Raw genomic sequence first — 21378 nt, 5'->3', positions numbered from 1 at the left:
GGATGAAGCGTTTTTCCACAGCCCCCTCGACGACGCGTCCGGCCAGCCCCCCAGGCGGCCGGCAACGGTACGTGCAGCAGCTCAAGCTGGAGCGCTGGCGCGTCTGGCTGCTGATCGCCGGTCTGCTCTCGCTGTTCGGGGCGCTGCTGGTGCGCGGCCTATACCTGCAAACCTATAACGAAGGCTTCCTGCAAGAACAGGGCGATGCGCGCTACACCCGCACGCTCCGGCTGGAGGCTGACCGCGGCAAGATCACCGACCGCAATGGCGAACCACTAGCCATCTCCACCCCGGTGCAATCGATCTGGGCCAGCCCGCGCGGCATCAAGCTCTTGACCGGTGATCAGACCCGCCCGGAAGACTGGGAACCCGCCAACGAGAAAGACCCGGTGCCGGTATCACGCGCTGAAATCGCCAAGCTCGCCAAGGCGCTCGGCATGCCCACGGACGAGTTGGCCGGCAAGCTCGGCGACACCCGCAAGACCGACAAGCCGGATGCCAAGCTGCCCGATTTCGTCTGGCTCAAGCGCCAGATGACGCCTGACGACGCCAAGGCTGTCATGGCGCTCAACATCCCCGGCATCTATTCGCAGACTGAATACCGCCGCTATTACCCGGCCGGCGAAGTGATGGCCCATATCGTCGGCTACACCGACATCGACGGGCGCGGCCAGGAAGGCTTCGAGCTGACCAAGAACGCCATGCTGGAAGGCAAGGCCGGCAGCCGCACGGTGATCCGCGACCGCCGTGGCTACATCGTCGAAGACATCTCGACCATCGTGCCGCCGCGCGATGGCGAAACGCTGTCACTGTCAATCGACAGTCGTATCCAGTATCTGGCCTATCGCGAACTCAAGGCGCAGGTCGAGGCTTACCACGCAGCCGGCGGCGGCATCGTCGTGCTCGATGCGCGCACCGGCGAAGTGCTGGCGCTCGCCAACGCCCCGTCCTACAACCCGAACAGCCGCAACAAGATCGACGCCGCCCGCAAGCGCAACCGTGCGCTCACCGATCTGTATGAACCCGGCTCGACCATGAAGCCGTTCACCATTTCGGCAGCGCTCAACTCCGGCTCGATCAAGGACACCTCGTCGTTCACCACGGGCGGTCAGTTGCCGATGGCGGGCTATGTGATCAAGGACACGCATAACTACGGCACGCTGACCCCGGAAGGCATTCTGGTGAAGTCGAGCAACATCGGCGCGGCCAAGGTCGCGCTGACCATGCCGCGTGAAGTGCAGTGGACCATGCTCAACTCGGTGGGCTTCGGCCAGCAGCCGCAAACCGGCTTCCCCGGCGAAGCCTACGGTCGCCTGCGCCCGTGGAAGACCTGGTATCCGATCGAACAAGCCACCATCGGCTATGGCTACGGTATCTCGGTCAGCCTGGTGCAAATGGCCAAGGCGTATCAGATCTTCGCCACCGACGGCCAACTCCGCCCGATCACCTTCACCAAGCAGATCGCCCCGCTGCCGGGCAAACAGATCATTCCGGCTGAACTGGCCCAGGAAGTGCGCGGCATGCTGGAAAAAGTCACTCAGCCCGGCGGTACTGCCACCCGGGCGCAAGTCGTCGGCTACCGCATCGCCGGCAAGACCGGCACCGCCCTCAAACAAACGGCCGGCGGCTATGGCGAACGCAAATACGTCGCCTCCTTCGTCGGCTTCGCGCCAGTGTCCGATCCCCGTCTGATCATCGCCGTGATGATCGACGAACCCAGTGTCGAGAAAAGCTACTACGGCGGCATGGTGTCCGCCCCAGTATTCGCCAATGTGGTCGCCGGTAGCCTGCGCTTGTTGGGTGTACCGCCCGACGCCCCCACCACCAGCATCCTCTTGCCCGGCCCGACTGAGGACGAAGACGTGAAGGAAGAAACCTAGATGAAGCCGAAGCGCTTGATCCTTCCCAAACTTGATCTGGCTGCCATCGATGCGTTGGCAGCCGGTCGTCGTTTTACCAGCGACAGCCGCAAGGTGCAGCCCGGCGACGTATTCCTGGCCTTCCAGGGCGAATACGCCGATGGCCGCACTTATATCGATGCCGCCATCGTGGCCGGTGCCAGCGCCGTGATCTGGGAAGCCGAAGACTTCAAGTGGAATCCGGTCTGGACCGTGCCCAACCTCGCCGTGCCGCAATTGCGCGCGCAGGCCGGTATCGTGGCCAGCCATCTGCTCGGCGATCCATCCCAGGCACTGTTTGTCGTTGGCGTGACGGGCACCAACGGCAAGACCTCGATCGCCAACTGGCTCGGTCAGGCGTTCACCCAGCTCGGCCACAAGGCCGGCGTCTTGGGTACGCTGGGTAACGGCCTTTATGGCGCACTGGAAGAATCGACCCACACCACGCTCGACCCGCTGGCCTTGCAAGGCTGGTTGGCACAGTTCCGCGATGAAGGCGCAAGCCATGTTGCGATGGAAGTGTCATCGCACGGTTTGGCGCAGGATCGCGCCAACGGCGCGACATTCAATGTCGCGATCTTCACCAACCTGACCCGTGATCATCTCGACTATCACGGTGACATGGACAGTTATGGCGCGGCAAAAGCCAAGCTGTTCGACTGGGAAGGCCTGCAAGTCGCCGTCATCAACGCCGACGATGCCTTCGGCCAGACCCTCATCGGCAAAACAACTGCGCCACGCGTGCTGAGCTACGGCATCACCGGCGGCGACGTGCGCGCCCTGCGCATCGCCAACGACCTTGCCGGCCTCAAGCTCGACGTCGCCACACCGCTCGGCGAGATCACGATCCGCTCCAAGCTGGTCGGCCAGTTCAACGCCTACAACCTGCTCGCCTGCCTTGCCACGCTGATCGCCGCGGATGTGCCGCTGGCCGCAGCCGTAGCAGCGCTGGAACAGATCGAATCCGCACCGGGGCGCATGCAGCGCATCGGCGGCGAAGGCAAACCCGTGGTTGTGGTCGATTACGCCCACACGCCCGATGCGCTGGAAAAAGTGCTGCTGACGCTCAAGGCGGCGATGCCGCAGGGCACCCGGCTCTACTGCGTGTTTGGCTGCGGCGGCGACCGTGATCCGGGCAAACGCCCGATCATGGGCGAAATCGCCTGCCGGCTTGCCGATTCCGTGGTGATCACCAGCGACAACCCGCGCTCGGAAAACCCGCGCGACATCATTCTCGACATCGTGAAGGGTGTGCGTGGCGTACCGGGCACCGGCACCGACAACTACACCATCGAATCGGATCGCCGCGACGCGATTGCCGATGCGATTGCCTTGGCCGGCCCGAACGACGTGGTGCTGATCGCCGGTAAGGGCCACGAGAAATATCAGGAAGTTGCCGGCGTCCGGCACCACTTTGACGACGTCGAACAAGCGCAAAAGGCGCTGCAAAGGAAAAAAGCATGATGTTGAGTCTGCGTGAAGCCGCGCTTGCCGTATCCGGTCAACTGCTCGGGAACGGGGACATCGCGTTTTCACGGGTCACCACCGATAGCCGCGACATCCGCCCCGGCGACCTGTTCGTCGCCCTGCGCGGCGAGAACTTCGACGGCCACGCCTTCGCCGCTCAAGCCTTGGCGCAGGGCGCAGTCGCCGTGTTGTCGGAAAGCACCGGTGCCGGCGTGCGCATCATCGTGACCGACACCCTCGCCGCGCTCGGCCAGCTCGGCCAATACTGGCGCAACAAGCAGACCGACCTGACCGTCGTCGCCATCACCGGCAGCAACGGCAAGACCACCGTGAAAGAAATGACCGCCACCGTGCTAGCCGCCCAGGTTGGCGCCGATGCCGTCGTGGCCACGCGTGGCAACCTGAACAACCACATCGGCGTCCCTCTGACGCTGCTGTCGATCCGCCCGGAGCATCGCTACGCGGTGGTCGAGCTGGGCATGAATCATTTTGGCGAAATCGACTATCTGACCCGCCTCGTCCGGCCGGATGTGGCACTGGTCAACAACGCCGGCAGCGCCCACCTGGAATCGCTCGGCTCGGTCGAAGGCGTGGCACGCGCCAAGGGCGAAATTTTCGCCGGGCTCAAACCGGGTGGCGTCGCCATCATCAACGCCGACGACGAATTTGCTTCGCTGTGGGGCCAGATCGCCAACGGCTACAAGCAAATCACCTTTGGCCTGCGCACGGCGGAAGTGGCCGGCCATGCCATTGAATTGGGCGGCGTCGATACCCGTTTTGTGCTCACCACTCCGCTGGGCGGCGTCCACACGCGCCTCGGCGTGCCGGGCAAACACAACGTCAGCAACGCGACTGCCGCTGCGGCCATCGGCTATGCGCTTGGCTTTGAGGTGCGCGACATTGCCGCTGCGCTGGAAAGTTATACCGGCGTGAAAGGCCGTTTGCAGACCAAGACCGCCTTCAACGGCGCAACGCTGATCGACGACACCTACAACGCCAATCCGGATTCGATGAAAGCCGCGGTGGACGTGCTGGTGAATTGCGGCGGCAACACCGTGCTGGTGTTGGGTGACATCGGCGAGATCGGCAGCGATGGTCCGGCCTTGCATCGTGAAATCGGCGTTTATGCCAAGGAAAAAGGTGTCGGCGCGCTGTACACGCTGGGCGAGCAAATGAAGCTCGCCGCAGAAGCCTTCGACGGCGAACCGCCGCGTGGCCAACACTTTGCCGGCGTCGAGGCGCTGGTCGCCGCACTGCGCCCGAACCTGTCGGCCGATTCGACCGTGCTGGTCAAAGGCTCCCGCTTCATGCGCATGGAACGGGTCGTCGAGGCTTTGGCATCCGGCCAGCCACAAGGAGAGGCCTGACATGCTGCTGCTCCTGACGCAATGGCTAGGCGAAACGATCCGCGCCTTCAACGTCTTCAACTACATCACCCTGCGCGCCGTGCTCGCCACGATGACTGCGCTGGGCATCTCGTGGGTGCTCGGCCCGTGGGTGATCAAGAAGCTGACCGAACTCAAGGTCGGCCAAGCCGTACGCAGCGATGGCCCGCAGACACACCTCGTCAAAGCCGGCACGCCGACCATGGGCGGCACGCTGATCCTGCTGTCGATCGGCCTGACCACCTTGCTGTGGGGCGACCTGCGCAACAAGTACGTGTGGCTGGTGCTGATCGTCACCATGGCGACCGGCATCATCGGCTTCGTCGACGACTACAAGAAAGTCGCGCTCAAGAACCCGAAAGGCCTGTCCGCCAAGGCCAAGATGTTCTGGCAATCGGCCATCGCCATCGGCGCGGGCCTGTTCCTGGTGAACGCCGGCCAGTTGCCGTCGCATACCGGCTTCATCATCCCGTTCTACAAGGAAATCATTTATCCGTTCGGGGCGATCGGCTTTTGCGTGCTGACCTATTTCGTGATCGTCGGCACCAGCAACGCCGTCAACCTCACCGACGGGCTGGATGGCCTCGCCATCATGCCGACCGTGCTGGTCTCCGGCGCGTTCTGCATCTTTGCCTATGTGGCCGGTAACGTGAAATTCGCCACCTACCTCGGCATACCGCATGTGCCGGGCGCAGGTGAGCTGGTGATCTTCTGCGCCGCAATGGCGGGGGCCGGGCTGGGATTCCTCTGGTTCAACGCCTATCCGGCCGAAGTGTTCATGGGCGACGTCGGCGCGCTGGCACTCGGCGCGGGCCTTGGCATCGTGGCCGTGGTGGTCCGGCAGGAAATCGTGCTGTTCATCATGGGCGGCGTGTTCGTGGTCGAAGCGCTGTCGGTGATGATCCAGGTCGCCAGTTTCAAAATGACCGGCAAGCGCGTGTTCCGCATGGCGCCGCTGCATCACCACTACGAACTGAAAGGCTGGAAGGAAACGCAGGTGGTGGTCCGGTTCTGGATCATCACCATGCTGCTGGTGCTGTTCGGTCTTGCCACGTTGAAGTTGCGCTGAGGAATCATGGGTTACGCGGGACAACACATCATCGTCGTCGGCCTCGGGGAAACCGGGCTTTCGGCCGCGCGCTGGCTGGTGAAGCAAGGCGCGCGCGTGACCGTGGCCGATAGCCGCGCTACACCGCCGAATCTCGATACGCTGAAATCGGAGTTGCCGGATGTGGCGGTGCGTGCCGGTGCGTTCGACGCCAACACCTTCGCTGACGCTGACCTCTTGGTGGTCAGCCCCGGCGTACCCATTGCCACGCCGGCCATCGCCGCCGCCATTGCACGTGGCGTGCCCTATGCCGGCGACGTGGAGCTGCTCGCCCGCGCCCTGGCCGGAAAAGCGGCCAAAGTCATCGCCATCACCGGCAGCAACGGCAAATCCACGGTAACCACCATGGTCGGCCAGATGTGCGAAGCCGCCGGCCTCAAGACCGTCGTCGCCGGCAATATCGGCCTGCCGGTACTCGATGCACTGACGCAAAGCCCGGACGCTGACGTGTTCGTGCTCGAACTCTCCAGCTTCCAGCTCGAAACCACCCACTCGCTCACGCCGCACGCCGCGACGGTGCTCAACGTTTCCGAAGACCACCTCGACCGCTACGACGGCATGAAGGGCTACGCCGCGGCCAAGGCGCGCATTTTCAACGGTCTGGGCGTGATGGTGCTCAATCGTGAAGACGGCTATTGCCGTGGCATGGCCCAAGCCGGCCGTGACTTGGCGTGGTTCGGTCAGGATGCGCCGCGCAATGGCAGCGAATATGGTCTCGTGCCGGTTGGCGATGATGTCAGCCTGCGGCTCGGCGATTTCGAGCTGTTAAAAGCATCCGAACTACCGCTCGCTGGCTTGCATAACGCCGTCAACGCGCTGTCCGCGATTGCCTTGTGCAAGGCCATCGGCCTGCCGACCGGCCCATTGGTCGGCGCGCTCAAGTCCTTCAAGGGCTTGCCACATCGGGTCGAATTCGTCGCTGAAGTGAACGGCATTGCCTACTACGACGACTCGAAAGGCACCAACGTCGGCGCAACCGAAGCCGCGCTTAAGGGCATGACCCGGCCGGTGGTGCTGATCGCCGGTGGCGATGGCAAGGGCCAGGATTTCCGCCCACTACTTGCCGCTTGCGAGCGCATCTGCCGCGCCGTCGTCCTGATCGGCCGCGATGGCCCGCTGATCGCCGAAGTGCTCAACGATGCCCAATCCGAGTTGGTCGACGCCAACGACGAAGACGAAGCGTTCCTGCCGGTGTTGCAAGTGCCGACGCTGGAAATGGCCGTGCAGATGGCGGCGAATCTGGCCGAAGCCGGTGATGTGGTGCTGCTCTCGCCGGCTTGCGCCAGCCTCGACATGTTCCGCAACTATCATCACCGCGCTGAAGTATTCATCAAAGCGGTGAAGGAGCTGGCAGCGTGAAGCAGCTCTTCTACCAGGCCCTCAAGCGCGCCCGCCCCACCATGCAGCCCTACGATCGGGCGCTGCTGTGGTGCGTGCTGCTGCTGCTCGCCTTTGGCTTGGTGATGGTGTACTCGGCCTCGATCGCGATGGCCGAAGTGGACAAGAGCTCCGGCTACCGCGCCACCTACTTCCTGATCCGCCACGCCGCCTTCCTCACCGTGGGCTTGGCGGCGGGCTTCGCCGCGTTCACGGTGCCGACCAAGGCATGGCAGCAATATGCGCCGACCCTGTTCATCCTCGCCGTCATCCTGTTGACGCTGGTGCTGGTGCCGCACGTCGGCAAGGAAGTGAACGGCTCCAAGCGCTGGCTGAGCCTGTTCGTGATCAACCTGCAGCCGTCCGAACTGATGAAGTTCGTGGCTTGCATCTACGCCGCCGACTACACGGTGCGCAAGGCCGCATTCATGGGCGGCGACTTCATGGAAAGCATCACCAAGGGCCTGCTACCCATGCTGGTAGTGATGCTGGTGGTCGGCGGCCTGCTGCTGCTGGAGCCGGACTTCGGCGCATTCGCGGTCATCACCGCCATCACCATGGGGCTGCTGTTCCTTGGCGGCTTCAACTGGCGCTTGTTCGCCGGCCTGATCGTGTTCCTCGCCATCGGCTTTGTCGGCCTGATCGCCAGCTCGCCGTATCGCCGCGCCCGCGTGCTCGGCTTCCTTGATCCGTGGCAAGACCCGTATGGCAAGGGCTATCAGCTATCGCACTCGCTGATCGCATTCGGCCGGGGCGAATTGCATGGTGTGGGCCTGGGTGCCAGCGTCGAGAAACTTTCTTACCTGCCGGAAGCGCATACCGACTTCCTGATGGCGATCATTGCCGAAGAACTCGGCTTTATCGGCGTGGCCGGCGTCGTGGCCGCGTTCGCCTTTATCGTGTTCCGCGCCTTCATGATCGGCGTGCAAGCCGCCAAGCTCGACCGCGCCTATCAGGCGCTCGTGGCCCAAGGCATCGCCATCTGGATTGGCGTGCAAAGCGTGATCAACATCGGCGTAAACATGGGCGTGTTGCCGACCAAGGGCCTGACGCTGCCACTGCTATCGTTCGGCGGCTCCGGCATCGTGGCGAACCTGCTGGCGCTGGGCGTGCTGCTGCGGATCGACTATGAAAATCGTCAGTTGATTAGAGGATACGGCCAATGACTCGCCGCACCCTTCTGGTCATGGCCGGTGGTACTGGCGGTCACATCTTCCCGGCACTGGCGGTGGCAAATGCCGTGCGTGCCAAGGGTTGGGACGTGGTCTGGCTAGGTGCGAAAGATGCGATGGAAACGCGCATCGTGCCGCAGCACGGCATCACGCTGGAAACCCTCGCCATTACCGGCGTGCGCGGCAAGGGCTTGCTGAAAAAACTGGCCCAGCCGTGGGTGCAGTTCAAGGCGCTGTGCATGGCCTTCAACGTCATCTTCCGTTACCGCCCGGACGTCACCATCGGCTTCGGCGGCTTTACCGGCTTCCCTGGTGGGCTGGCCGCCCGCTTGTTGTGGGAACCGCTGGTCATCCATGAACAAAACTCGGTCGCTGGCTTGACCAACAAGGTGCTGGCGAAGATCGCCAGCCGCGTGCTGTTCGCCTTCCCGAGCGCCTTCCCCGGTCGCAACGGCTGTGTGGGCAACCCGGTGCGGGACGAAATCACCGCCATTGCGCCGCCGATCGAGCGCTTCGCCAACCGCAGCGGCCCGCTGAAATTGCTGGTCGTCGGCGGCAGCCTCGGCGCGCTGGTCTTCAACGAACAAGTGCCCAAAGCGCTCGCCATGCTGCCGGAGAACGAACGCCCGCAGGTGATTCACCAAGCAGGGGAAAAGCATATCGAAGCCTTGAAGGCGAACTACGCCGCTGCGGGCGTCAATGCCGAATGCGTCGCCTTCATCGGCGACATGGCCAAAGCCTACGCCGATACCGATCTGGTGCTGTGCCGCGCTGGCGCGCTCACGGTGTCGGAAATCGCCTGCGTCGGTGCGGCCAGCGTGCTGGTGCCGTTCCCGTCTGCCGTGGACGACCACCAGACGGGCAACGCCAAATATCTGTCTGACGCCGGCGCAGGCATCCTGCTGCCGCAAACCCAATTCAGCGCCGAGCGTTTCGCCGCGCTGCTGCAACAAACGAATCGCGCAAGCTGCCTCGATATGGCCGAAAAGGCCCGGCTGCTTGCCAAACCCGACGCGACCGAACGGGTCGTGGCGGTGATTGAATCGTTGAGTGAGGCGTGAGGGGTTAGGTGTGAGGTGAAAACCCGCCAATCCATGAACGACTCGCTTTGAAATGAAGACCGGAAGAGGCGTCAAAGCCCTCCTCTTAATAAATTTGTTTGAACACGGATACACATGAGGAAACGGAGCGAATGAGCAAGGTGTTACCCCTAACCCCTCTCACCTCACTCCTCACAGCCAGATGAAACACAAAGTAAAACGCATCCATTTCGTTGGCATCGGCGGCGTCGGCATGAGCGGCATTGCCGAGGTATTGCTCAACCTCGGCTTTGAAGTCTCCGGCACCGATCTGGGCAGCAACGCGACCACGCAGCGTCTGGCTGCGGCGGGCGCGGTCGTCCATCAAGGGCATGGTGCGGAATACGTGCAGAACGCCGACGTGGTGGTGATTTCCAGCGCGGTGAAGGAAGACAACCCGGAAGTGATCGAAGCGCGCAGCCGCAAGATCCCGGTGGTGCCACGCGCCATGATGCTGGCCGAGCTGATGCGCCTGAAGCAAGGCATCGCCATCGCCGGCACGCACGGCAAGACCACCACCACCAGCCTGACTGCCTCGATTCTGGAAGCCGCCGGCCTTGATCCAACCTTCGTGATTGGCGGCAAGCTGCATGCCGCGGGCTCGAATGCCCGCTTGGGCCACGGCGATTTCCTCGTTGCCGAGGCGGACGAGAGCGATGCCTCCTTCCTGCTGCTGACCCCGGTGATTTCGGTGGTGACGAATATCGATGCCGACCACATGGACACCTACGGCCATGATTTCGAGAAGCTCAAGCAGGCGTTCGTCGAGTTCCTCTATCACCTGCCGTTCTACGGCCGTGCCGTGCTGTGCGTGGATGACCCGAACGTGCGTGCGATCCTGCCGCAAGTGACCAGCCCGATCACCACCTATGGCACGTCGGAAGACGCCATGCTGCGCGCCGAGAACATCGTCGCCGCCAACGGCCAGATGCAGTTCGACGCGGTGTGGGAAAACGGCGAGACCCGCCGCATTCCGGTCGTGCTCAATATGCCTGGCATGCACAACGTGCTGAACGCACTGGCCGCCATTGGCATCGCGCTCGAGGTCGGCGCATCCGAAGCCGCGATCCAGCAAGCGCTGGCAGGCTTCCAGGGCGTTGGTCGACGCTTCCAGCGTTATGGCGAAATTGCCCTGCAAGCCGGTGGCAGTTTCACGCTGGTGGATGACTACGGTCACCACCCGGTCGAAATGGCCGCCACGCTCGCCGCGGCACGGGGCGCGTTCCCCGGCCGCCGCCTGCTGCTGGCATTCCAGCCGCACCGCTATACCCGCACCCGCGATTGCTTCGAAGACTTCGTGAAGGTGCTCAACACCGTTGATGGCCTACTGCTGGGCGAAGTCTATGCCGCCGGCGAAGCACCGATCATCGCGGCCGATGCTCGGGCATTGGCCCGCGCCGTGCGCGTGGCTGGCAAGGTCGAGCCGGTGTTCGTTGAAGACATCGCCGACATGCCGGCCGCCGTTTTCGCCGCCGCGCAAGACGGCGATGTGGTGATCACCATGGGTGCCGGCACGATTGGCAGCATCCCCGCAAAACTGGCCGGGGGTGCGTGAAGTGGAACAAGTGGATATGAAGCAGAAATACGGCAAAGTTGCCGTCCTGATGGGCGGCACCTCCAGCGAGCGCGAAGTGTCGTTGATGAGCGGCAGTGGCGTGCTGACCGCGCTGCTGGATCGCGGCGTTGACGCCCATCCGTTCGACCCGAGCGAGAAACCGCTCTCCGCACTGAAGTCGGAACAATTCGACCGCGTCTTCCTGATCCTGCACGGCCCGTTCGGCGAAGACGGCACCGTGCAAGGCGCGCTGGAAGTGCTCGGCATTCCCTACACCGGCTGCGGCGTGATGGCCTCGGCCGTGGGCCTGGACAAATTGCGTACCAAGCTGCTGTGGCAAGCGGTCGGCCTGCCGATTCCGGCCTTCGAGCTGATCGACGCCAAGAGCGACTTTGCCGCCGTCGAGAAAAAACTCGGCCTGCCGCTGTTCGTGAAACCGGCGACCGAAGGCTCCAGCGTTGGCGTGATCAAGGTGAAAGAAGCTGGCGGCCTCAAGGCAGCCTTTGAAGAGGCGAACCGTTTCGATCCGCTCGTGATCGCCGAGCAATTCGTCGGTGGTGGCGAATACACCGCCGCCATGCTGGGCGACAACGTGTTGCCGATGATCAAGATCGAGCCGGCCACCGAGTTCTACGACTACGAAGCCAAATACATCCGCGACGACACGGTCTACCGCTGCCCGCCCGATCTGCCTGCCGCCACGACCGAACAGATCGTGGCCGACGTGAAGAAAGCGTTCTGGGTCATCGGCGGCAAGAGCTGGGGCCGCGTCGACTTCCTGATGGATGAAGCCGGCAAGCATTACCTGCTGGAAGTGAACACCGCGCCGGGGATGACCAGCCATAGCCTGTTCCCCATGGCAGCACGTGCAGTCGGCATCAGTTACGAAGACCTCGTGCTGAAAGTGCTGGATACGACGCTTTGAGCGATCTGAACAAAGGAAGCATGAATAAAGCGATGAGAGAACCTTGTCAGAGCGTAGCGAGCGGGCGCGAGACAAGGAGTCAGCAGCACAGCCACCGGAACGTACCTGAGTACGTGAGGATGGCGAGCAGCGCGCGACGCAGTATCGCGGTCGCGCAGTAGCTCTGGCGAGGTTCGAATGTGGGATAAGCCGCAACTGTTACTTTGGTTTGCAAACCTGCTCACGGCACTGGCCGTGTTGCTGCTGTTCTATTCGGTCGTCTTTCTGGGCGTGCATTCGCCGCTGTTCCCGGTGCGCGCGATCAAGGTCGATGGCGAGCTGACGCATGTGACGCGCGAGCAGCTGCAGTACGTGATCAAGAACGAGTTGAAGGGCACATTTTTCACGCTGGATCTGGACAAGACCCGGCAAGCGTTCGAGAAGCTGCCGTGGGTGCGCCAGGTGAGCGTGCGCCGCCGCTGGCCGGATCGGCTGGAAGTGAGTGTTGAAGAACATAAAGCGATCGCCCGTTGGGGATCGATCGCACTGTTGAATACCTATGGCGAGCGTTTCGACGCCGCCAGCAATGAGGCGTTGCCGGTGCTGGAAGGCCCGGAAGGCACCGAGAAAAAGATGGTGGATGGCTACCGCCAATTGCAGGGCATTTTGCTGCCGCTGAAGAAAGCGGCGACGCATTTGTGGTTATCGCCGCGCCGCGCATGGCGGCTTGAGCTGGACCACCAGTTGACGGTGGAAGTGGGTCGCGATGATGCCATGGCGCGGGTGGAACGGTTTGTCGATGCCTATCCGAATTCATTGGCATTGATCGCAGAAAAGCACCCATTCGAATACGTGGATTTGCGTTATCCGAACGGATTTGCAGTGCGCTTGCCGGGTTATCAGCCAGCCGGCGAAGGGAAAAAGAAGCCCGGAAAGGCTTAAACAAGATTTCAAATTGAACGAATTGAAATCAATTGAATCGAGAAAGCACTTAAAACCAGTAGGTTATCTGTGTTTTTTCAAGCAAAATATCAAGTATTGTAAAGAGGCTGTCAGTGACTAGAGACGCAAAAAATCTCATCGTCGGGCTCGACATCGGGACGTCCAAGGTCGTGGCCGTCGTGGCCGAGGTGCAGGACGACGGCACGCTCAACGTGGTGGGGCTCGGCTCGGCCGCGTCGCGCGGGTTGAAGCGCGGGGTCGTCGTCGACATCGAAAAGACAGTCAGCGCGATCCAGAGCGCACTGGGCGAGGCCGAATTGATGGCGGACTGCAAGATCCGCGAGGTGTTCACCGGTGTGGCCGGCAGCCACATCAAGGGCATCAACTCGGACGGCATGGTTGCGATCAAGGACAAGGAAGTCACGCAGGCCGACGTCGACCGCGCGATCGAAACTGCCAGCGCGGTGAACATCCCGACCGATCACCAGGTGCTGCACATCCTGGCGCAGGAATACATGATCGACGGCCAGGAAGGCGTGAAAGAGCCGCTGGGCATGTCCGGCGTGCGGCTGCACGTGAACGTGCACATCGTCTCCGGCGCAGTATCGGCGGTGCAGAACATCACCAAATGCGTACGCCGCTGCGGACTGGAAATCGCCGAAGTGATCCTGCAGCCGCTGGCATCGGCCAACGCGGTGCTGACCGAGGACGAGAAAGACCTGGGCGTGTGTCTGGTCGATATCGGCGGCGGCACCACGGATATCTCGGTGTTCATCAACGGTGCGATCCGCCACACGGCCGTGATCCCGATTGCCGGCGACCAGATCACCAACGACATTGCGATGGCGTTGCGTACGCCAACGTCGGAAGCGGAAACGATCAAGCTGCAGCACGGCGTGGCCCAGCGCCACATGACCGACCCGCAGGCCATGATCGAAGTCCCCGGCGTGGGCGAGCGCGGTGCGCGGCAAATGAGCCGCCACACGCTGGCCGAAGTGATCGAGCCACGCGTGGAAGAACTGTATGGATTGGTGCAAGCAGAACTGCGCCGTTTCGGATTCGAAGATCGCCTGTCGAGTGGTGTGGTCATCACTGGCGGCGCAGCCCTGATGCCGGGCATGACCAGCCTGGCGGAAGAGATTTTCCACATGCCCGTGCGTATCGGCCTGCCGAAGTACGTCGGCGGTCTGGCAGAGGTGGTCAAGAATCCGCGTTATTCAACGGCAGTGGGTTTGTTGCTGCTGGCGCATGAGCAGTACCAGAAAAATCCGACCGGACGACAGAGGGATGGATCGTTCGGCGACATCCTGGGCCGCATGAGATCGTGGTTCCAGAACAATTTTTAATACCGGTTCAGTGATTCAGTTTCAGTCATTCATTTATCAAGTTCATCAACTCAGTTGCAAGTGCAGTAACGGGTCAAGAGGAGAAACAGCATGGCACTCACTATCGAAGTTCAAGAGGTCGCCCATCACGTCAACATCAAGGTCATCGGTGTTGGCGGTGCAGGGTGCAACGCAATCAACAACATGATCGAGCACGCGATGAACGGTGTTCAGTTCATCTCGGCCAATACCGATGCCCAGGTGTTGAAGCTTTCCAAGGCGCAGGACGTGGTGCAACTCGGCCATGAACTCACCAAGGGCTTTGGCGCCGGTTGCAACCCGGATATCGGCCGTGCCGCCGCCGAAGAAGATCGCGATCATCTCTCCGAGTTGATCGACGGCGCGGACCTGCTCTTCATCACCGCCGGCATGGGTGGCGGCACCGGCACAGGTGCAGCCCCTGTGATCGCGCAAGTGGCGCGTGAGAAAGGCATCCTGACCGTCGGTGTCGTCACCAAGCCGGGGCTGGACGAAGGCAACCGCCAGAAAGTCGCGCAACAGGGCATCGATGAGTTGTCTCGCTACGTGGATTCGCTGATCGTCGTCTCCAACCAGAAGCTGGAAGAAGTGCTGGGCGAAGACGTGACCATCGACGAAGCGTTCCGCGCCGCCGATGACGTGCTGCGCAACGCGGTCGGCTCCATCGTTGAGATCATCAACTACCCGGGCCTGATCAACGTCGACTTTGCCGACGTGAAGACCGTGATGCGCGAAATGGGCATGGCGATGATGGGCTCCGCCCACGCATCCGGCGCAGACCGCGCCACCGTGGCGACCGAAGAAGCGATCCGTTGCCCGCTGCTGGACAACATCAACTTCAAGGGCGCACGCGGCGTGCTGGTGAACTTCTCCGCCAGCCGTGCCACGCTCAAGAAGTCGGAAATCCGCCAGGCGCTGGAAATCATCGAAGCGGGCGTGGCCGACGGCGCGCTGGTCAAGCACGGTGTGGTGTACGACGAAAGCCTGGGCGATTCGATTCGCGTCACGCTGGTCGCCACCGGCCTGAACAGCAAGGGCAAGCCCGAGCTGTCCGTCGTGCAAACGCAAACGCTGAAAACCGGCACCGACAACGCAGCCGGCTTCAATGCCGAAGACTACGACACGCCGGCCATCTGGCGCTCGCGCCGCGGCGCAGCTGCACAGACGGAGCAAGCGGTTCGTCCGGCGATTTCGAACGTGGATATGGATATTCCGGCGTTCCTGCGTCGTCAGGCGGATTGATCGGGCCTCGGCCTACTGCGCCTGCGCATGGCTTTGTCGCGAAACGGGTTCGGCATCCTCATGGACATCAAGTCCATTCCGGTGCCTCGCCCGCTCCGCTTCGCGCCCCGCACAGGCTCGCTACGGCCGCCTTCCCGATCAACGGGATCGGTGGACTGTCGCACAGGTAGATAAAGCCGCCCAATCGCGAACATTGCAACGATCAATCCAGTCGATGACCCGCGGCTGCTAAAATCGTAAGAACGTGTTCAGCGTCTGTCGCGAGCGGCCCTCAGCGGAGTAAAGAGCAGCGCAGGAACCGGAGTGTACGAACGTACATGAGGATTCCGAGCAGCGCATGAGCTCCGATCAGGGCCGAGCAGCAAGACGATGGACAAGTTCTAAGCAGTTCATGATTGAAGGTGGGACACCATGTTTTCGCAACGCACATTGAAGAGCGCGGTCCGCGCGGTTGGGGTCGGCCTGCATTCGGGCGAGCGCGTCACGCTTGTCATGAAGCCGGCCCCGGTCGATCACGGCATCGTGTTCGTCCGCAGCGACCTGCCCGGCTCGCGGCTCTTCAAGGTCGGGCCGGAACTCGTCAACGACACGCGTCTCTCCTCAACGCTGGTTGATGGCGATGTCCGCGTCGGCACCATCGAGCACTTGATGTCCGCCTTTGCCGGCCTGGGCATCGACAACGTGCTGGTGGAAGTCGATGCGCCCGAGATGCCGATCATGGATGGCTCCTCCGCGCCCTTTATCTACCTGATCCAGTCCGCCGGCATCATCGACCAGGATGCCCCCAAGCATTTCGTGCGCGTCCTCAAGACCGTCGAAGTGCGTGACGGCGACAAATGGGTGAAGCTGGAGCCGCACAACGGCTACAAGATCGCCCTCACCATCGACTTTCAGCACCCGGCCTTCAAGAAATCAGCGCAAACCGTTGCGCTCGATTTTGCCGATACCAATTACGTCTCCGAAATCTCCCGCGCCCGCACCTTCGGCTTTATCCACGAAGTGGAATACATGCGCATGCACGGCCTCGCCCGGGGCGGCAGCATGGAAAACGCCATCGTGATCGACGAATACCGCGTGCTGAACGAAGGCGGCCTGCGCTTCGAAGACGAATTCGTACGCCACAAAGTGCTCGATGCAATTGGTGACCTCTACATCCTCGGTCAGCCGCTGATCGGCGCGTTCTCCGGCTATAAATCCGGCCATGCCATGAACAACAAGCTGTTGCGGGCGCTGCTGGCAGATGAATCGAGCTTTGAGCGGGTGACATTCACCCGGCGCGAGGATGTGCCGAGTTCGTTTCATGAATTGCCGCCGCTCTCGATCTGATTCGCCGATCCGATGTTCCTGTTGATCCGCCTTCTCTTCCTGCTCGCCGTCCTCGTCATCGGCTTCGGCACATTCAAATACCAGCGCACGCGTGATCGTTACTGGCTACGTCTGATCCGCTGGACGATTTTCATCGTGCTTGGCGCGTTGTTGATCATGTTCATCGGCCTCGCGGTCGACCGCCTGGAGCACTGATGCCGCGTTTCTATCTGGATGCCGACCTTGCCATTGGCACCGCGCTCACCTTGCCGGAAGGCGTTGCCCGTCACGTGCAAGTGCTGCGCATGCAGCCGGGCGAGGCGATTACCTTGTTCAATGGGCGTGGTGGCGAGTACCAAGCCACGATCACCGCGATGGGCAAGCGGAATGTCGATGTAACCCTCGACGCCTTCGATGCGGCGGATCGCGAATCGCCGTTCGAGATCACCTTGATACAGAGCGTGTCAGCGTCGGAGCGGATGGATTACACCATTCAGAAAGCCACCGAACTGGGCGTGGCCCGCATCGTGCCGGTGTATAGCCAGTATTGTCAGCAGCGGCTCTCAGGCGAGCGGGCCGAAAAGCGGCTGACACATTGGCAGGCAGTGGCACAAGCCGCGTGCGAACAATGCGAACGCACGCGAGTGCCGGAGATTGCACCGGTCATTGCACTGGATAAGCTGCTCGCCAGCCCCCCCGCCGATCTCAAAACAGCTGACCTCAAGCTGCTGCTGTCGCCAGTCGGCGCGATCCGTGCGGGCGGCCTGCCTCTTGAGGCGAAAAGCGCTGCCGTGCTGGTCGGCCCGGAAGGCGGCTTGTCGGAAACCGAAGAAGCCGCTGCACGCGCCGCTGGCTTTACGCCGCTGATCCTCGGCCCGCGCATTCTGCGCACGGAAACCGCCGGCCCGGCCATCGCCGCGATCCTGCAGGCGCGTTACGGCGATTATTGATAAATTCTTGAAATGCCACGCTCAATCATTCATGCATTTCAATGTGTTTCGATAATGACAGGTGCTCATGCGACCCTCACTCGCGCTTGACCTCAAGCGAAGTGCCGTCCGTGAAGCGGCAAGCCGCTTTCGCACGGCAAACCCGCGCATCTTCGGCTCGGTGCTGCACGGCACCGATCAGGACGGCAGCGACCTCGATCTATTGGTCGATGCGCTCCCAGGCACAACGCTGTTCGATCTGGGTGGCCTGCAAGACGAGCTGGAATCCTTGCTCGGCGTCCACGTTGATCTGTTGACCCCCGACGACCTCCCCAAGAAGTTTCGGGCCCAAGTACTCGCAGAGGCGCAGCCTGTATGAGCGAGAGCCGTCTTCCAGACTATCTCGACCACATGCAGCAGGCCGCAACGGATGCGTGCAGCTTTGTTGATGGTTTGGACAAGGATGCTTTCCTTCAGGACAAGCGCACGCAGCAAGCCGTCATCATGAGCCTCATCATCATTGGCGAGGCGGCGACGAAGGTGATGGATGGTTACGCAGAGTTCACCCAAGCGTACTCTGAGTTGCCGTGGCGCAACATGCGGGGCATGCGTAACCGCATCGCTCACGGCTACTTCGATATCAACCTTGAAGTGGTATGGGATACGGTGCAGACCGCTTTGCCGGCGTTGTTGAAGCAACTGTCCACGGTTCGCAACGATGCAGCCAACGGGGAATGATTTTCCCCAAGCAGGAGCGGAGCCATCCGGCCCGTTATAATCCGGCCACCCTCTCCTGTTTCGAGTCTGCATGAACAGCCGCACGCTTTACCTTCGCCTGCTGGGCGAGATCAAACCCTATTGGCCCATCGCCCTGATCACCATTGTCTGCATGGCTGTTGCGGCCTTGGTCGACGGTGCGCTGCTCTCCTTGCTCAAGCCGCTGGTCGACGAGAATCTGTCCAAAGATGCGCTGGTACGGAGCGCCATGTGGATTCTGCCGGCGCAAATCCTGGCGCTGGCTGTGCTGCGACTGGCATCCAACTTCGGCAACGAATACACCAGCACGTGGCTATCGGCCCGCGTGATGCACGATCTGCGGGAGAAAATGTTCGCCCGCTATATGCGGCTACCGACGCGCTATTACGATCAGTCGTCGACTGGCGTGCTGCTGTCGCGCGTGACCTACGACGTGAACCAGATCATGGAAGCCGGCGTGCAAACGCTGACCGTGCTGTGCCGCGATTCGCTCTCGCTGGCGGTTTATCTCACGATCATGCTACTCAACGACTGGCGGCTCACCATGCTGTGCGTGATCCTACTGCCGGGCGTGGCGCTGTCGATCTCGATCGTCGGCAAACGCCAGCGGCGCATCTCGCGGGAAACGCAGGCGGCAATGGGCGAGATGACGCGCATTCTCGACGAGAGCCTCGCCGGCCAGCGTGTGGTGAAGCTGTTCGGCGGAACGAGCTATGAGGAAGGTCGCTTTTCCAGCCGCAACCGGGGCGTAAAAAACCTCACCACCAAGCAGGCCGCGACCTCTGCACTCAACTCCGGCTTGATCATGCTGCTGATCGGCGTGACTTTGGCGGTCATCGTCTACTTCGCCAGCCTGCGTGCTCAGTCCGGCGGTTTGACGGCCGGGGCCTTCATCGTCTTCATGACGGCGATGATGGCGCTGCAGCAACCGATCAAGAACATCACCAAGATCAATCAGGTGATGCATCGTGGTCTGGCGGCAGCGGAATCCGTGTTCGCCGTGCTCGATGAGGAAATCGAGGACGACGGCGGCGGCAAGCCGTTGGGCCGCAGCGAAGGGCGGATCGAGTTCGACCACGTTGACTTCCACTACGGCGAAGCCAGTCAGCTGGCGTTGTCGGGTATCACTCTCAATGTTGCACGGGGCGAAACGGTGGCGCTGGTTGGCAGCTCCGGCAGCGGCAAGACCACGCTCGCCAATCTGTTGCCACGTTTCTATGAACCCAGTGGCGGCTCGATCCGCCTCGATGGCGTGCCCCTGCCGGACTACAAGCTGGCCGATCTGCGCCGCCAGTTCGCCGTGGTCAGCCAAGACGTGGTGCTGTTCAACGATACCGTCGCCGCCAACATTGCCTACGGCGATGCGGAGCCCGACCCAGCCCGCGTGCGCCAAGCGGCCGAAGCGGCCTTTGCCACGGACTTCATCGAAACCATGCCGGAAGGCTTCGACACCATGCTGGGCGAAAACGGCGTGCGGTTGTCCGGCGGCCAGCGCCAGCGCCTCGCCATTGCCCGTGCCGTCTACAAGAACGCGCCGATCCTGATTCTGGACGAGGCAACCAGCGCGCTGGATACGGAATCCGAGCGCAAGGTGCAAGCCGCGCTGGAGAACCTGATGCAAGACCGCACCACCCTCGTCATTGCGCATCGACTCTCCACCATCGAAAACGCCAACCGTATCGTGGTGATGAAGCAAGGCCGCATCGTCGAGACCGGCAAGCACACCGAGTTGATCGCCCAAGGTGGCGCATATAGCCAGATGCATGCGGTGCAGTTCGCGGACTGATCCTCAAGGCTGACACAATCTCCCATGCGCTTGCCCTTCCATCTGCTTGAACTCAAACCCGGCGATCACCCGTGGCGCAAGGCATGGTGTTCGGCGCTCGCGATCGGGATTCCCGCCCTGCTGGCACTGGCCTTGCATCAACCGGGCGGGATTCTGTTCGCCACGCTGGGCGGCATGTACGCCACGCTGGTTGATTTCGGCGGTACCTTCCGCTATCGCTTGACCACGCAACTAGCTGGCGCGGTACTGATCTTTGGCTGTGGCGCGTTCGGGCTGTATCTAGGCCATCACGCTACCTGGATCCTGCCATTGCTGGCGTTGTTGACCTTCGCCATTGGCTGGACCGACGGCAACGACACCGCGCTGGAGATCATCTTCCGCCTCGCGGCACTGATCCTGCTGGTATGCGCCTATACGCCGGGCCTGCCGCTCCCCCTGCTGCCCTACGTGCTGGTTGGCTTCCTGATCGGCCAGATCGTGGTCGGCGTCGACAGCCTGATCTGGAAAAACGAAGGCGATCATCGCGGGCTGAAACGGGGCATGTTGCGCATCATGGCCGGGCGCAACGCGGGTTGGCTGCATGCGCTGTGCTTCATGGTGACGTGTACCGCTGCGCTCTGGATCGCGTTAGTGCTCGGCTTCCAGCGCCCGGCCTGGCTGACCGCCGTGACGCTGTTTGTGTTGCGCCCGGACGGCGCGGATAGCCTGCGCCGCCTGTTGCAATACGCCGTCGGGACGCTCGTCGGTGTGCCACTGGCATGGCTGGTGGTGCGTTTCAGCCATGAACCTGTCCACCTGCTGGCTTGGGTGCTCGTATTCGCTTTCCTCCGCCCGCTAGGCATGGCACGCAACTATTGGGCACATGCTGCGGCAATCACGGCAATGGTGATGATCCTGCTTGATATCGCCTGGCTGCCGAATGGCGGCGATCTCAGCTTGCTGCGCATCCGACTGGTGGATGTGCTGGTTGGCTCAGCCATCGCCCTGGCTGGGCTGATGGTCTTCAATACCGCTGCACGGCGGCATTTGTTCGGCCATATTCAAGAAGACCGGTCGTAAGCAACGCTGCCCCGTGCGGGAGCCAAACTCGCCCAGTATTAGTGCTTCAG

General features: G+C 62.1%; 19 protein-coding genes. All 19 read left to right on the top strand.

What is annotated here, in order from left to right; all coding sequences use genetic code 11:
- Positions 1-2 precede the first annotated feature (2 nt).
- The 19 genes from BR41_RS09740 to BR41_RS09645 all read left to right on the top strand — a co-directional run bounded on the left by BR41_RS09740 (position 3) and on the right by BR41_RS09645 (position 21328).
- On the top strand, positions 3-1880 hold the full coding sequence (locus BR41_RS09740) for a peptidoglycan D,D-transpeptidase FtsI family protein (RefSeq protein WP_156970636.1): 1878 nt from the start codon (positions 3-5) through the stop codon (positions 1878-1880).
- Entirely contained in the window at positions 1881-3362 is a 1482-nt protein-coding gene (locus BR41_RS09735; RefSeq protein WP_035055750.1) for a UDP-N-acetylmuramoyl-L-alanyl-D-glutamate--2,6-diaminopimelate ligase, read from the top strand.
- Entirely contained in the window at positions 3359-4732 is a 1374-nt protein-coding gene (locus BR41_RS09730) for a UDP-N-acetylmuramoyl-tripeptide--D-alanyl-D-alanine ligase (protein WP_245615847.1), read from the top strand. The genes BR41_RS09735 and BR41_RS09730 overlap by 4 nt, the downstream gene beginning before the upstream one ends.
- Before the next feature lie 4 nt (positions 4733-4736).
- Entirely contained in the window at positions 4737-5819 is a 1083-nt protein-coding gene (gene mraY, locus BR41_RS09725; protein WP_444541688.1) for a phospho-N-acetylmuramoyl-pentapeptide-transferase, read from the top strand.
- A 6-nt stretch (positions 5820-5825) separates the two neighbouring features.
- On the top strand, positions 5826-7217 hold the full coding sequence (gene murD, locus BR41_RS09720; RefSeq protein WP_035055747.1) for a UDP-N-acetylmuramoyl-L-alanine--D-glutamate ligase: 1392 nt from the start codon (positions 5826-5828) through the stop codon (positions 7215-7217).
- Positions 7214-8401, top strand: a complete 1188-nt coding sequence (gene ftsW, locus BR41_RS09715) for a putative lipid II flippase FtsW (protein ID WP_245615846.1) — start codon at positions 7214-7216, stop codon at positions 8399-8401. The genes murD and ftsW overlap by 4 nt, the downstream gene beginning before the upstream one ends.
- Positions 8398-9468, top strand: a complete 1071-nt coding sequence (murG, locus tag BR41_RS09710) for an undecaprenyldiphospho-muramoylpentapeptide beta-N-acetylglucosaminyltransferase (protein WP_211251712.1) — start codon at positions 8398-8400, stop codon at positions 9466-9468. The genes ftsW and murG overlap by 4 nt, the downstream gene beginning before the upstream one ends.
- Positions 9469-9649: 181 nt before the next feature.
- Complete coding sequence (gene murC, locus BR41_RS09705; protein WP_035055745.1) at positions 9650-11041, top strand: UDP-N-acetylmuramate--L-alanine ligase; 1392 nt, start codon at positions 9650-9652, stop codon at positions 11039-11041.
- A 16-nt stretch (positions 11042-11057) separates the two neighbouring features.
- Positions 11058-11966 (top strand): D-alanine--D-alanine ligase, encoded by a 909-nt coding sequence (locus BR41_RS09700; RefSeq protein ID WP_035055982.1) that lies wholly within the window; start codon positions 11058-11060, stop codon positions 11964-11966.
- A gap of 177 nt (positions 11967-12143) precedes the next feature.
- Positions 12144-12887 carry a cell division protein FtsQ/DivIB gene (locus BR41_RS09695; protein WP_035055743.1) on the top strand — a complete coding sequence of 248 codons (744 nt, stop codon included), beginning with the start codon at positions 12144-12146 and terminating at the stop codon, positions 12885-12887.
- A 113-nt stretch (positions 12888-13000) separates the two neighbouring features.
- Entirely contained in the window at positions 13001-14233 is a 1233-nt protein-coding gene (gene ftsA, locus BR41_RS09690; RefSeq protein WP_211251711.1) for a cell division protein FtsA, read from the top strand.
- 90 nt (positions 14234-14323) lie between these two features.
- Positions 14324-15493 carry a cell division protein FtsZ gene (gene ftsZ / locus BR41_RS09685; protein WP_051710608.1) on the top strand — a complete coding sequence of 390 codons (1170 nt, stop codon included), beginning with the start codon at positions 14324-14326 and terminating at the stop codon, positions 15491-15493.
- Positions 15494-15904: 411 nt separating this feature from the next.
- Positions 15905-16819, top strand: a complete 915-nt coding sequence (lpxC, locus tag BR41_RS09675) for a UDP-3-O-acyl-N-acetylglucosamine deacetylase (protein WP_035055737.1) — start codon at positions 15905-15907, stop codon at positions 16817-16819.
- Between the two features lie 21 nt (positions 16820-16840).
- On the top strand, positions 16841-17014 hold the full coding sequence (locus BR41_RS09670; RefSeq protein WP_169741279.1) for a hypothetical protein: 174 nt from the start codon (positions 16841-16843) through the stop codon (positions 17012-17014).
- Positions 17014-17748: a 16S rRNA (uracil(1498)-N(3))-methyltransferase gene (locus BR41_RS09665; protein ID WP_035055734.1), complete on the top strand. Its 735-nt coding sequence runs from the start codon at positions 17014-17016 to the stop codon at positions 17746-17748. The genes BR41_RS09670 and BR41_RS09665 overlap by 1 nt, the downstream gene beginning before the upstream one ends.
- Positions 17749-17815: 67 nt before the next feature.
- Positions 17816-18106: a nucleotidyltransferase family protein gene (locus tag BR41_RS09660; protein ID WP_035055732.1), complete on the top strand. Its 291-nt coding sequence runs from the start codon at positions 17816-17818 to the stop codon at positions 18104-18106.
- Entirely contained in the window at positions 18103-18465 is a 363-nt protein-coding gene (locus BR41_RS09655; protein WP_035055730.1) for a HepT-like ribonuclease domain-containing protein, read from the top strand. Before BR41_RS09660 ends, BR41_RS09655 begins: the two co-directional genes overlap by 4 nt.
- A gap of 70 nt (positions 18466-18535) precedes the next feature.
- Positions 18536-20269 (top strand): lipid A export permease/ATP-binding protein MsbA, encoded by a 1734-nt coding sequence (msbA, locus tag BR41_RS09650; RefSeq protein ID WP_035055728.1) that lies wholly within the window; start codon positions 18536-18538, stop codon positions 20267-20269.
- A gap of 24 nt (positions 20270-20293) precedes the next feature.
- The gene (locus BR41_RS09645) at positions 20294-21328 is read left to right on the top strand and encodes an FUSC family protein (RefSeq protein ID WP_035055726.1); all 1035 of its coding nucleotides are present in this window, start codon (positions 20294-20296) and stop codon (positions 21326-21328) included.
- Positions 21329-21378: the final 50 nt, after the last annotated feature.

It is taken from the genome of Andreprevotia chitinilytica DSM 18519 (genome assembly GCF_000711875.1).
Taxonomy (GTDB): Bacteria; Pseudomonadota; Gammaproteobacteria; order Burkholderiales; family Chitinibacteraceae; genus Andreprevotia; species Andreprevotia chitinilytica.
Note: the sequence above shows the minus strand (reverse complement) of the source record. Positions and strands in the feature narration are given on the sequence as shown.

Excerpts from the sequence above, each read along its gene's own strand:
- ftsZ (WP_051710608.1), top strand. The coding sequence starts at position 14,324 with ATGGCACTCACTATCGAAGTTCAAGAGGTCGCCCATCACGTCAACATC.
- BR41_RS09735 (WP_035055750.1), top strand. The coding sequence starts at position 1,881 with ATGAAGCCGAAGCGCTTGATCCTTCCCAAACTTGATCTGGCTGCCATC.
- BR41_RS09655 (WP_035055730.1), top strand. The coding sequence starts at position 18,103 with ATGAGCGAGAGCCGTCTTCCAGACTATCTCGACCACATGCAGCAGGCC.
- BR41_RS09730 (WP_245615847.1), top strand. The coding sequence starts at position 3,359 with ATGATGTTGAGTCTGCGTGAAGCCGCGCTTGCCGTATCCGGTCAACTG.
- murD (WP_035055747.1), top strand. The coding sequence starts at position 5,826 with ATGGGTTACGCGGGACAACACATCATCGTCGTCGGCCTCGGGGAAACC.
- BR41_RS09665 (WP_035055734.1), top strand. The coding sequence starts at position 17,014 with ATGCCGCGTTTCTATCTGGATGCCGACCTTGCCATTGGCACCGCGCTC.
- lpxC (WP_035055737.1), top strand. The coding sequence starts at position 15,905 with ATGTTTTCGCAACGCACATTGAAGAGCGCGGTCCGCGCGGTTGGGGTC.
- BR41_RS09695 (WP_035055743.1), top strand. The coding sequence starts at position 12,144 with ATGTGGGATAAGCCGCAACTGTTACTTTGGTTTGCAAACCTGCTCACG.
- msbA (WP_035055728.1), top strand. The coding sequence starts at position 18,536 with ATGAACAGCCGCACGCTTTACCTTCGCCTGCTGGGCGAGATCAAACCC.
- BR41_RS09700 (WP_035055982.1), top strand. The coding sequence starts at position 11,058 with ATGAAGCAGAAATACGGCAAAGTTGCCGTCCTGATGGGCGGCACCTCC.
- BR41_RS09645 (WP_035055726.1), top strand. The coding sequence starts at position 20,294 with ATGCGCTTGCCCTTCCATCTGCTTGAACTCAAACCCGGCGATCACCCG.
- BR41_RS09660 (WP_035055732.1), top strand. The coding sequence starts at position 17,816 with ATGCGACCCTCACTCGCGCTTGACCTCAAGCGAAGTGCCGTCCGTGAA.
- murG (WP_211251712.1), top strand. The coding sequence starts at position 8,398 with ATGACTCGCCGCACCCTTCTGGTCATGGCCGGTGGTACTGGCGGTCAC.
- BR41_RS09740 (WP_156970636.1), top strand. The coding sequence starts at position 3 with ATGAAGCGTTTTTCCACAGCCCCCTCGACGACGCGTCCGGCCAGCCCC.
- murC (WP_035055745.1), top strand. The coding sequence starts at position 9,650 with ATGAAACACAAAGTAAAACGCATCCATTTCGTTGGCATCGGCGGCGTC.